The organism is Paenibacillus sp. KS-LC4 (assembly GCF_036894955.1).
In the GTDB taxonomy this organism is placed as follows: Bacteria; Bacillota; Bacilli; order Paenibacillales; family Paenibacillaceae; genus Pristimantibacillus.
Window position 1 is genome coordinate 930529 of the sequence record NZ_CP145905.1, and the last position, 12003, is coordinate 942531.

The 12003-nt window shown below is 53.2% G+C and carries 7 protein-coding genes; 6 read left to right on the forward strand and 1 reads right to left on the reverse strand.

The features are described from left to right. The first annotated feature begins 6 nt into the window (after nucleotides 1–6). From V5J77_RS03970 to V5J77_RS03980, 3 genes are read left to right on the forward strand one after another with little or no spacing between them, the layout of a single operon-like run. Entirely contained in the window at nucleotides 7–3552 is a 3546-nt protein-coding gene (locus tag V5J77_RS03970) for a DUF4132 domain-containing protein (protein WP_338554499.1), read from the forward strand. A 1-nt stretch (nucleotide 3553) separates the two neighbouring features. Continuing rightward, the gene (locus V5J77_RS03975) at nucleotides 3554–5248 is read left to right on the forward strand and encodes a hypothetical protein (protein ID WP_338554500.1); all 1695 of its coding nucleotides are present in this window, start codon (nucleotides 3554–3556) and stop codon (nucleotides 5246–5248) included. A gap of 34 nt (nucleotides 5249–5282) precedes the next feature. Beyond that, on the forward strand, nucleotides 5283–5561 hold the full coding sequence (locus V5J77_RS03980; RefSeq protein ID WP_338554501.1) for a hypothetical protein: 279 nt from the start codon (nucleotides 5283–5285) through the stop codon (nucleotides 5559–5561). Between the two features lie 134 nt (nucleotides 5562–5695). Here the strand turns inward: V5J77_RS03980 and V5J77_RS03985 are convergent, their stop codons facing one another. Further along, nucleotides 5696–6172, reverse strand: a complete 477-nt coding sequence (locus tag V5J77_RS03985; RefSeq protein ID WP_338554502.1) for a GyrI-like domain-containing protein — start codon at nucleotides 6170–6172, stop codon at nucleotides 5696–5698. A gap of 353 nt (nucleotides 6173–6525) precedes the next feature. Here V5J77_RS03985 and V5J77_RS03990 point away from each other — a divergent pair, with 353 nt between their 5' ends. From V5J77_RS03990 to V5J77_RS04000, 3 genes are read left to right on the forward strand one after another with little or no spacing between them, the layout of a single operon-like run. After that, nucleotides 6526–7554, forward strand: a complete 1029-nt coding sequence (locus tag V5J77_RS03990; RefSeq protein WP_338554503.1) for a MoxR family ATPase — start codon at nucleotides 6526–6528, stop codon at nucleotides 7552–7554. After that, on the forward strand, nucleotides 7554–9197 hold the full coding sequence (locus V5J77_RS03995) for a DUF58 domain-containing protein (RefSeq protein WP_338554504.1): 1644 nt from the start codon (nucleotides 7554–7556) through the stop codon (nucleotides 9195–9197). Before V5J77_RS03990 ends, V5J77_RS03995 begins: the two co-directional genes overlap by 1 nt. Continuing rightward, on the forward strand, nucleotides 9184–11682 hold the full coding sequence (locus V5J77_RS04000; RefSeq protein ID WP_338554505.1) for a transglutaminase-like domain-containing protein: 2499 nt from the start codon (nucleotides 9184–9186) through the stop codon (nucleotides 11680–11682). Before V5J77_RS03995 ends, V5J77_RS04000 begins: the two co-directional genes overlap by 14 nt. The last annotated feature ends 321 nt before the right edge of the window (nucleotides 11683–12003 follow it).

Below are 12003 nucleotides of genomic sequence, written 5' to 3' on the forward strand. Positions count from 1 at the left end.
AACATAATGATAACGGAAAACCGCGAAATTGAAGCCTTGGTTGAAAGGTTTGCAGAAGCACTCTCCCAGGAGTATTCGAAAAATACGGACCGCAGCGCAAGCATCATTGATTATGTGATGGGCAAAGCAGAAGAGTTCCCGGATTTGCTGCCTGATTCGATGCAATATGCCTACCGTTCAATGGATCTGTTTGAGAAGCTTGCGAAGAAGGATGACGGCGATGTGTTTTTTCGTGCGGGTGCGCTCATGCTGCGAATGGGGCTCAATGCTAGCCGAAGCTATTATTGGCAGGGGTATAGCCTTAATATCTGCATGGGGGCCGAGCATTATGCTCTAGGACTGGCGGGAAAAAGCAAAGCGGGAAGCCAGCGCTTGCAGGCGCTGCTGCCACGAATGGAGAAAATACATAAATTTGCCGGAGATAAGGCGATTATAGATGAGCTGAAAAGCAGAGTTAGCAAGTGCAATTTTGGCAAAAAGGAGGGTGGAGATACAGGCATTATTATAAATACGCTGCTGCTTCTAAAGCTGTACTTCCTGCTTGATGATTCGTCGACCCATCAATTTAACAGCCAAAGACTGGCAAGCGAGTTTCCCGAAATACTGCAAGCGGTGCTGGCTGAACATACGGAGCAGCTGCGCGAGCTGCTGAATGCTGCGGTGAGGCAGCTCCTTGCAGCGTCCTTCAAATCAAAGGAGAACCAGTCCGTTCGGGAGCTAAGTGTGGATTTTATAAAGAGCCAACGTGAGAAAACGATTGCGGCTCGTTATCCCGATCTCCAACTAAAGGAGAACGGGGAAGTTACCCGTATTCAATTTAATCAGACATTGACCCAAATTCATAGCGCTTTGTTATATGTGATAAACATTAAAGGCGGCAAGCAGCAATTTCTCGATGAGCCGGGAGACATAGGCCAATTGCTGCTTGATGCAGTCAGAACGCTGCATGAAGTTTATCCGCTTGAAGTCCGCTATCATCTGCTTGTTATTGATAGACGTGCCAAAAATTCGGACGAGCTGCTGGAGGGCATTATTCCATTGAATGAGCCCTATGAGTTAATTGAAAGGGTAAGTGGCGAGCTCAATAGCTATATGGTGCCGTGGAATGCGCTGCAAAGCTACGTGCTTAGTGCGCCGGACAAGGCTTTGCGTGCTTATGAAATTTTACGTTCGGCGTATTACAAAGCGTATTTGCACAAGGTGCTCACAGATGGCGGGATCGCATTGCCGACAGAAGCGGGCACACTTACACAAGCGGTATTCGCGGTATTGAGGGGGCAATCGGAGGGAGGACGTCATGGTCTGTTTCTCGCCCGTTATTTAGAAGGGGAAACCTCCTTTGAGGATTATTGGAAGGATGAAACAAATCGCTCATTGTTCGATCCGAGGAACCGGGACAGCAAACGCAGAAGCCTGCTCATAGCTGTAAGCTTCTTGCCTCCCGAATCGCCCTATATAAGACGGCTGGCTATTCTAATTACAAGACCAGAATGCGATGCTCTGGCTCTCGTGTCGGAAATGTACAATTCCTATACGTTCAGTGGGCAAAGGCTGCTGGAGCTGTATGGGGACGATTCTGAGGTAGACCGTGAGCGCCTGCTTTCGGGACTGCTGATGCTTAATGGCATGAGAGATTATTACTACCGTTCCATGCCGCAAAGCGAATATCGCTCCATTATTAAAAATAATTTAACGGATTCACTGAAGCAATATAAAAATTTGCCTACCGATTCCCGGCTTACGGTGCTCGATATTGCCTTTGAGGATCGCGATGCTTTGACGCTTGAACAGCTGACGGAAGCAATCCGGGCGGGACTGCTGGATTCTTCTAAGAAGGCGAGCGGGGCTGCGCTGGCTGAATTCAGCCGAGTGCCGGACAAAACGTTATATTTAACGCTTTATCGCACCGAGAAGAAAGCAGCGATTAAAGAGCTGGTGATGGACGCTCTGCGCAGCGTGGAGGGGAGCAAGGAAGCTTACGAGCAATTGCTTTCATCGGAAAAAAGTGAGGACTGGCGCACGCTGATTCAAATTTTGCTGGATACGGCTGATTTAAGTCCTGTGCATGCCCATGCTGCTCTTGCCGAGCAAGCCGATGCCAAAAAAACAGCGCGTCTCAGCTGGCTGTCTGTGAAGGATTTGCCTGATTTAATGGATTTGGAGGGGCAGCAGGTAGATGACCGAATCAAGTCGTATTTGATGCTTCAATCGCTTGATCATACGACGGCACCGAATGAGCGGCTCAATGAACTGCGCTCTTATGTAGATAGCGGTTCGCTTGCCCATTTTGCAGCGGAGCTCATTCAGCTGTGGATTCAAAGCGGGGCGCCTGCGAAGGAAAAATGGGTGCTGTATGTTGGCGCATTGTTTGGCGACCGCCGGCTTATACAAATTTTAGTTCCACAAATTAAGGAGTGGACGGAAAATAGTCGCGGTGCGATGGCAGCGGAAGCGGTTAAAGCTCTATCCTATTTGAAGGAGCCTGCCGCATTAATGGCTATCGACAAAATCAAACGGACTGTAAAAAACAAGCAGGTGAAGGGCGCGGCGGAAGAGGCTTTGCAGCTGGCAGCGGAAAATCAAGGGCTTACGCCGGAGCAGCTTGAAGACCGCCTAGTCACGTCACTTGGTTTTGACGATAAAGGTGTTCAGCAATTCAGCTACGGCGAGCGTACCTTCCAGGTGAAGGTGAACCGTAATCTGGAGGTTGTCGTCATCAATGAAGAGACGGGCAAACCGCTGAAAAGCTTGCCTGCACCGGGGCAAAAGGATAATGCGGAGCTGGCAGCGAAAGCGAAGGCCGCTTTTACGCTGCTCAAAAAGGATTTAAAAGCAATGGTCGGCATCCAAGCGCAGCGGCTGGAGGAGTCGTTGTCCAAGCAGCGGCTGTGGACGGCCGAGGAATGGACAGCACTATTCGTGGGCAATATCGTCATGCAGAAGTTTGCCGTAGGTCTCATTTGGGGCGTGTATGAGCAGGGTGACCTGACGGATACGTTCCGTTATATGGAGGATGGCACCTTTAATACGGTAGACGAAGATGAATACGAGCTTGCTGAGGGTGCGAAAGTTGGTTTGATTCATCCGCTTGAGCTGGATCAGGAAACACTAGAGGGCTGGAAAGCCCAACTGGATGATTATGAAATCAAGCAGCCCTTTGAGCAGTTGAATCGCCAAATTCATCTCTTGGCAGATGGAAGCCAGCAAAGCACGGAATACGAGGAGCTGCCCAGTTCGGAGCTTTCGCCTACAGCTTTCCCTAAAGCGCTTGAGAAATTTGGCTGGTACAAAGGTCAGGCTCAGGATGGCGGCTGGTATAGCGAGCTGTATAAGGACTATGGTGATTTTCTTGCTGAGCTGCGTTTCAGCGGGACTAGCATTACCTATTACGAAGGACTGGAAGACGTTACGCTTGAGCTGCTGCAATTCCATGCGAATGAAAAAGGCCAATATAGCTACTACAGTGATATTCCAGCACTAGCTTTGGGCAAAATTCCGGGTCGTGTATTCAGTGAGACGATCTATGATATTTTGCGGGCTTCAGGACGCTAGCATGTCAGCAGCCGCATTTGAAAAGAGCTTCGAGCAGTTTGCCAAGCTATGCACCGAGGATTATTTGGTTCGACATTCGAACAAGGGCTTATATAATCGGGCGTTAAAGGATATCGGCAAAGGCACTGATGTCAAATATGCTTGGGGAGCCTCCTCCGTTAGCTGTGAGATAAGTGATGGAACGATCTGCACACTGGAAAATACGCTGAATAATTGGAAATGTACGTGTCCATCCGAAAGCCTATGCAAGCATGTGCTAATTGCCATTTTATTTTACGCTGAGCAATTGCCGTCTTCTTCCGCTGAAGATAAAGGAGAGGGAGAAGGCGGCGAAGAGCAACAGCTGGCTGGAAACGCTGATCGCTTTAATTGGCTGCTTGCGGCAGAGCTTGCTCCACTCCTTAAACCGTTTAATGTTTCCCTTGTGGAGGAGGTGCTGTTTCGGCTGCGCTACCCGGAAGAGCTGGAGGTGACAGAAAATGCGCTTCTTACGGTCTGTCTCAAGCTTCAAGGAGCTGAGGTTTCTTTCACTGAGGAAGCAAATCCTTCTAAGGCGCTTTGCAAAATAAAGGAGAGGTCAGGCGAGCTGTTGAAGCTGGAAGCCTTGTTGCGTTACCGCGCTTTAAAGGAGCTGGATGATCAGGAGGCACTGCGCGGCAAGGTGTATAAGGTCTCTTTTTCGTTAAATACCGTAAGGGAATGCAAAGAGCTGCTTACTGCGATGCTGCGGACGGGACTTGCCCGTCTTCCCCAGTCGTACATGGCACAGCTGGAGACGCTGGCTATCACAGCACGCAGTGGCCAGCTGCCGGACGTGGAGCGCGGCTTGCGCGGTATTCAGGGGGAGCTTGCGCTGTTTTTCAACAGGCATGTGCGATTTTCCATGCAAGAGCTGCTGGATCGCGTCACCAAGCTGTATCTTGCTTTAGAGCTGCTTGAACGGGAGACGCTTCCTGCTGCTCAGAAGGAGCAGCTCATCGGGGCCTTTCGCAGCAAATATTATGCGCTGCCCAAGCTCCGCCTGTACGGTCTCGGCGCCGATCCGTGGGAGACGCGTTCAGGTTATAGGGGCATCACTTATTATATGTACGGACTTGATGATCAGCAGGTATACACCTACAGTGATGCTCGCGCGGTGTATTACGAAGGCAGTGAATTTTCATTTGCCAAGCATTATGCCAGCTATTCGCCTTGGCTTGCGAGCTTGACGATGCGCCAGTTTGCGGGAGAAGAGCTGGTGTTCGAGCACATTAAAGTGAACGAGGAGCGCAGAATATCCTCAGGCGAGGGAGCGAGCCTTACGCTTGTTGCCCGGCAGTCCATTAATGCCATTAATGTGGGGCCGCTCACCTCGGATTTGCCAGCTTTGCGGCAGGCTGGAGTGGGGCAGCCGACCTTATTTTCAGATGCAAAGGAACGGCTTGTCTTAATTAAGCTGGCGCGAATGACAGGAAATCGGTTCGATAAAAGCTCGCAGAGCCTCATACTCGAAGTAGAGGATGAAGCAGGCGAGCAGTTGGAGCTGGTTCTTCCTTATCAAACGGATTGGGAAAAAACCGTTAAACGTTTGGAAGCTGGTTACGGTGCCGCATCGCTGGAACAGTTTTATGCATTTGTGCGTATAGAGGGCGGTCAGGCTTATCCGATTAGCTTCTTGCATAATACGAAGTTGATCAGCTTAAAGCTGGATATGTAGGGCAAATAAGCAATTGGCAAAAGGAGCGGCAGGAATGGCTTTAGAGCAGGTTTACGATAGCTTGCAGCGGCTGCGCAGCTGGTTTGAGGAGCTGCTGCTTCGCGGGACCGCACAGCTTGCCTTGAAGGATATTGAATGGCTGGAGCGGGAGGCGGAGGAGGCTGTTCGACTGCAAATGGAATTTCTATCTGCATTGTTGCAGCAAGTGGCAGCCGAAGGGCGCAAAATCGTGCTGGGAGGCGGAGAGGAGCAGCACTTCCTCTTTCATAGCTCCCGTCTGTACCAGTACGTTCAGCTGGCTGGGCAAAGGTAAGCAGCTTTTATATAGAAACTCTGACGCTGATTTACTAGGGCGTCTTTGAGCATGTAAAAAAAGAAGAAATCGGACAATGCGGCGAGGCGCAGGTCGGTTTCTTCTTTTTTTTGCAATAATAATAGAATGATGGCCTAGTCTGCAAGCGGGATGAGAATAGTGAATTGCGGATTCGGAGCATAGGGGTCACGGCTCATTGGATAAAGCTCCAAATGCGTCAGGCCATCGGAAAGCGGCTTATGCCCGTTCTGCTTGATCCAGTTATATACGTATTTGTAGGATTCCTCTATGTTTTCGTTCGCATGATGATCGTATATGGCATAGGTCAGATGAGGGATAGAAAAACTGTACATGCCTTCGGGTACACAGCCTACAGCCTCTGCCTGAACGGCCGCATAATGAGTAAAGCCCGTGCTAGTCATGTGATAAGAAAGCCCGAGCAGCTGATTGCGCTTCCTTACATGATTAATCTCCGTCACACGCTGCTGTAGTTGCTTCTGTACCTCTTTAATTCCGCCTGCCGCCGCTTCGGCAAAGGTGCCTTCCCATTTCAGTCCTACGACGTGAAAAGCTTCACGCTCTTTAAGGACCACCTCTTTCAAAACGTTCATTCTAATCCCTCCTGTGCTGGATTATTTGCCATTCGAGCGTAATCGGCTGTCGCCATCCTTTGGCGGCAACCTTCCGTTACCCGTAGAAATATAGAGAAGGTACGGTGAAATCATGTACTTTCTTTCCTAATATTCCAAGCAAAAATTGTAAGTAGAATGCTTACATTTTCCTAAACCGTTGCACGTCAACTGCCGATTTTCCATAATGTTCAGCCGTTTAGAAACTACTCTATTAGTTCTCTATAAAGAGGGGATTTCCTTTTGCATTTATGGAAAAATGAAGGTCTAAATCGAGAGAAGCATGGCGACAATAAATGCTAGAGAAGACTTTTGAGAGGAAGGAAGGGTGACTAATGATGATTCATTCAAAATATCAAACGATCGCTCAGCAGGAGGATACGGATATATGGCAAGAGCTGCCGCAGGTGCTAATACATCGTATGCTTCAGCGTGTGGAAGGCGTTCTGCTAGGCAAGAGAGAATTGGTCAGGCAAATGTTTACCGCGTTGCTGGCAGGTGGGCATGTGCTGCTTGAGGATAAGCCGGGGGTCGGCAAAACCGTGCTTGCAGAAGCCTGTGCTCGTGTCATTGGCGGGGAGTTCAAGCGCATTCAGTTCACATCGGACATGCTGCCTTCGGATGTGCTCGGCGGAGCGGTATGGGATGCGGCTAGAGGCGAGCTGAAGTATGTAACCGGCCCAATCATGGGCAATGTCGTGCTGGCGGATGAAATTAACCGTGCTTCTCCCCGCACGCAATCTGCCTTGCTTGAAGCGATGGAGGAGCGGCGGATTACGGTGGATGGAGAGACAAGGTCGCTCCCGTCGCCGTTTATGCTGATTGCTACGCAAAATCCGCTGCGTTTTGAAGGGACGAGCAGGCTGCCGGAGGCACAGCTCGACCGTTTTATGATGCGGCTGTCTATCGGGTATCCCGAGCCGCAGTTTGAGCAGCAATTGCTGGAGCAATATGCTGATGGGCAGCGGCAAGAGCCTCATAAAATCAGGCCCGTGCTTATGCCGGAGGAATGGCTGAGGATGCAGCGGGAAGTGCGCTTGGCCCACGTGCATCCTGCTCTGATTGAATACATGGTGCAGGTGGCGGACGCTTCGCGGAAAATGCCTGAGCTGTCGCTTGCGATGAGCCCGCGTGCCGGCAGGGACTGGTTGAGAGCGGCGCAGGCCTTAGCTTATTTAGAAGGCAGAGGTTATGTGCTGCCAGATGATTTGCTAGCGACAGGCGAAGCGGTGCTGACGCATCGGCTGGAGGTTTATCCAGGAGCGCCGGGGCGGATGACAGCAGCGCAGCTTGTACAGCAGCTGCTGCACACTACACCGCTGCCAGCCGCCGTGCTGCCGCAGGCTGCAGGAGGGCGGCGCTAATGGCGGTTTCCAGTGCGGATTACGAGGCTGTAAAGATTGAGCAAGGAAAAGCTGCGGAGGGGCAAGCGAAAGCAGCGAGTAATGAGCAAGCAGATGAGGAGCTTGAGCACGGAAGGCAGAGGCTTGGCCGGACGCGGTGGGGAGCATGGCTGATCCTGCTCGTGGGATGGAGTACTGCTCTAGCGGCTGTTATTCAGCGGGGGCTGGCAGTGGAGTGGTTTATGCTTGCTGTGCTTGGCTGCATCCTGCTGCTTAGCGCAGGATTGCCTTGGCTCGCTATTCAAGGACTAAAGGTGAGCCGTCAGCTTGACGAAGACAAGATTCGCGATGGGGAAGGGGTTGGGGTGCAGCTCATGCTGGGCCGAGCTTATCCTATTCCTTTCGTTTGGCTGGCGCTTGAAGATACGATGGTCAATGGGAGTACGGCGAAGCAGGAGCGAGTCTCCTACCGCTATGCGGCGCAGCTCCATTTTGAAACGGAATTGGCGCTTAGTTACAGAGCGCAGCTTATTCGGCGCGGGGAGCACAGCTTTGAGGCAGTTACCGTTAGAGTAAGCGATTATTTAGGATTAACGGCAGTGAGCCGAACGTTTGCTTGCCGCAGCGAGCTGCTTGCAGTTCCTGCGCTGCCAGAGGCTGTAGCGGCTCCGGGTACGGCGGCGCTTCGGGGCAGCGGTCTTGCAGCAGTTATTAGGCTGGAGCCGGGCAAGCTAGAGGCTCAGGAAGCAGGCTCAGGGCGTGAGTCGTCTGAGCATCAGCATGCGGGCAAACAGGCAGGAATTGGTCCAGAGATGCGGCCTTACCGGGAAGGGGATTCGCTGCGCCATATCAATTGGAGGGTAGCTGCGCGTGGTCGCGGGCTGCACACGAAGGAGCACGGCACAGCGCTTCATCGCCCACTGGTGCTCATGGCGATTGACAACACGGAAAGCGCTTATGACAGCGACGAAAGGTTTTTCGATGCCTGTGCCGGTTGGGCTGCCGGTGTACTGGAGCAGGATCATAGGGCGGGAAACCGGGTGCAGCTCATTGCTGGTCAGGCGGTCATAGACGATGGCGCGGCGGGGGCAAAAGCAGAAGCAGGGGCAAAAGCAAAAGCAGGAGCAGGCTTGAAAGCATCAGCAAAACGGCCATCTGTATTGGCACAGCCAGATAGCGGATCAGGAATGCCTTCGGGAGCGGAAGGGGATGAGCGGCAGGAGAAGGAGGCAGGAAGCTCGGTGAACGCAGAGCTTAATGCTGCATGGCTGGATATGGGGGAAAATAGGAACTATAGCACAACTGAAAGTATGCAAGCGGTGCTGGAGCAGCTTGCACGGCTGAGGCTGGTGCAAAATGGCCGGTTTGTGGCAAGGGTAAGCCGGGAGCTTGAACAAATGCCTAGAGGCAGCATATTGCGCTGCTTTACCGCCGATTGGCGCAATAGCGCAAGCTGGGGGCAGCTGGCCTCTCGAGCAGCGGAGCAGGGCTGCCAAGTGCTGCTGTATATGCTGATAAGACAAAGCACGCCTACCTTTGCAATGCGTGAGCAGCAGAAATGGCTGGAGAGCTTCGGTGTCCGCATCTATTGGCTGACATATCCGGAACGGATGAATGAACAGCCGCAGCTAACGAAGGGAAGGATTCGTTATGGCGATATTTAATGCACAGGGGGAGCCGACATTCGGCTATCGCATATGGACGAGCTTGCTGCTGTTCGGCCTGCTTGCCGAGTGGATGCTTCCATGGTCGGAGGCTGGCAGCCATTATTATATTTATGTGGCTCAGCCTTTAATTGTATTTGTTGGCTGTATTGCTATAGCGGGCTTGCTGCGCGCACCCTGGTATATCATGCTTGTCGTTTATATGGCTATTGGCATAACAAGCATGATGCGTTTGCATAAAGGCTCGAATGAGGGGCCGCTGGAGTGGGCATTCGGCTTTGCCAGCCGTTTTACTGAGGAAGTGAGTGGACTAGTCGGGATAGGAGCAGCATGGAGCATGTCAACAGAGCTACAGGCGCTGCTGCTGTTTACCGGCTTTGCGCTGCTCGTTCCCGCGCTACAGGCTTTAATTTGGCTGCGCCAGTTAGGGCTGGCTTTGGCAGGTATAACGGCGGGGTATTTGATTTTGCTGCATGCATGGCTTGGCATGGATGTGCTGTATGCGCTGCTGCGCGTGACGGTGGAGGGTATGCTGCTTGGAGCGCTAGTCATGTTCGCACGGATGAGAAGGCTGCACGGAGAAGAGGAGCAGGAGGAAGCGCAAACAGCAACCTATCGTTGGTTGACCTCCGCTTTCGTTGTTGTGGGGCTGTGTTTGGCTGCCGGACTTCTGTTCTCTGGAGGGAAATCCGTTGCAAAAAGTCCCGCAGCTTGGACGGAGCCGCTAACCGCAAGGCTGGGGCAGTATGTGCTTGGCCTAGAGCATGGCAATCCGAGGGCTGCATTGGCTTCTTCAGATACTCTAGGCAGCTTCGCTTCCATGGGCTATGGATTTGATGACAGCACATTAGGCGCGCCGTTAAAGCAGGATGAACGGATGGTTTTTACAGGGCTGTCTCCTGTGCGCACATATTGGCGCGGGGAGACGAAAGCCTTTTATACCGGGAAAGGGTGGCAGGAAACGGAGCAGCATTTGACGCTGCTGCCTATTCAGAATGGTGGAGAGCGTGTTGTGTCCGCCAATGGCGAGGCGGAAGAGGTCGTTGGACGGGTAGCGCTGGAGGCAGAGACAGCCGTCAGCCCAGAGCGAGTCGTCATTCAAACGGTGCTTCTTAAACAGGCGGAGCGTGGCTTCCCGCTTTTTATGGGCGGAACGTCAGGCACATTGCTGGATATAACCTCCTCGGAGCCAAAAAGAAAGCTGAACACTTATTTGAAAAATGAAGCGTCGGGCACGCTGTACGCCCCATCAGATAAGGTGCTAATAGATAGGTATACCATTCAGACGCTGCTACCCGTGATGGATGAGGCTGCCTTGCGCAGTGGCGGTTTGCAGGCGGGAGAGAAGGAAGCACTGGCCGAATATTTACAGCTGCCGGAATCGCTGCCAAGCCGTGTTGCTGCACTGGCAGCCGAGGTATCGGGGGGCGGATTAACGAGCCGCTATGATCAGGTGAAGGCGGTTGAAACATATTTGCGAAACGGCTACACCTATTCAGCTGAAAATAGTACAGTTCCTAAAGGCGGAGCAGATTTCGTGGACGATTTTTTATTTAAACAGCATGAAGGGTATTGCGTGCATTTTTCCAGTGCAATGGTCATTATGCTTCGTACACAAGGCATACCAGCTAGATGGGTGAAGGGCTTTGCGCCCGGCACCGTGTCTTCGGAGCAGCCAGATGCGCGAAATGCTGCCGCCCATGCAGGAGTAAAGCTGACTGCCTATGAGGTGAAAAGCAAGGATGCCCATGCTTGGGTGGAAGTGTACTTCCCAGGCGCAGGCTGGGTGCCTTTTGATCCGACGCCGGGGTATGGCGGCGAGGGAACAGCCGCGGGAGCGGCGCTCGCGGGCTTGGCCGGCGGCACAGCCGGCAGTGCGGAGGCAGGCGAAGGGGCCGCCGGAGCTTTTGCCAGCGCTGCTGCGCGCCCGATAGGGCAGCGCGCGCAAGCGCTGGCTGTGGCGGCGGCTGAGCAGGCCGCCACGGCTCTCGCGCAAGGGGCGAATGCCCTTGCGCGTGCGGCGCTTGGCGCCGCCGAGGCAGCGGCGGGGGCGACGCCCGCCGCTAAAGGCGCCGCAGGCGCGGCTGCGCTGGCGCTGGCAGCCGTGCTCTGCGCTGCGGCGCAGCACAGGCGGCTGCGCCTGCGGCTGGCGCTGCGCCGCTACAGCGCCGCCTCCCGCGGCGGGACGCCGGAGCGCGGCAGCGCCGGCGTCCAAAGGCAGTTTGCCGCAGTATCGGCGGCAATCTGGCCACAGCTGGACCGCTGCGTAGCCAAAAGGCAGCCGCAGCAAACAGCAAGGCAATACGCAGCAGCGCAAGCCGCTCTGCTGCCCGCCTCTCAGGCCGAAGCCTTGCAGCGCTTCGTCACCTGGGATGACGCCGCCCGCTATGGGCAGCGGCGTGCCTGGCAAGCGCCGCTGCCGGAGGAGCTATCGGCAGCGGTCGCCCTGCTATGCACCCGCAGGCATTCCGCGCGGCGCACATAACCATGGGGAGCAAGCCAGCTCTATCGGCTTGCTCCCCATCTCCAAACAAGCAAGCAGTCCGCCAAATGCGACTGCTTCCCTTTGTAATCTCCATCCATTCCAGTTGCTGAAAGATGCGCTTCAGGTACGTGATAAATATTCAAAGTAACGCAGTAGCCTTAAAAGGGACCTTCCGCCAAGGCAGGTTCTTTTTATCTTGTTCGATCCTTTGATCATGGCATCAATATGTCATATTAATCCCTTTTTTATCCATAAGAGGTGCTTCTCCTTTAAAAAAAGCGGATAATCGTCGCTCAGCCTTGACTCGCTCAAAGCGCCTTA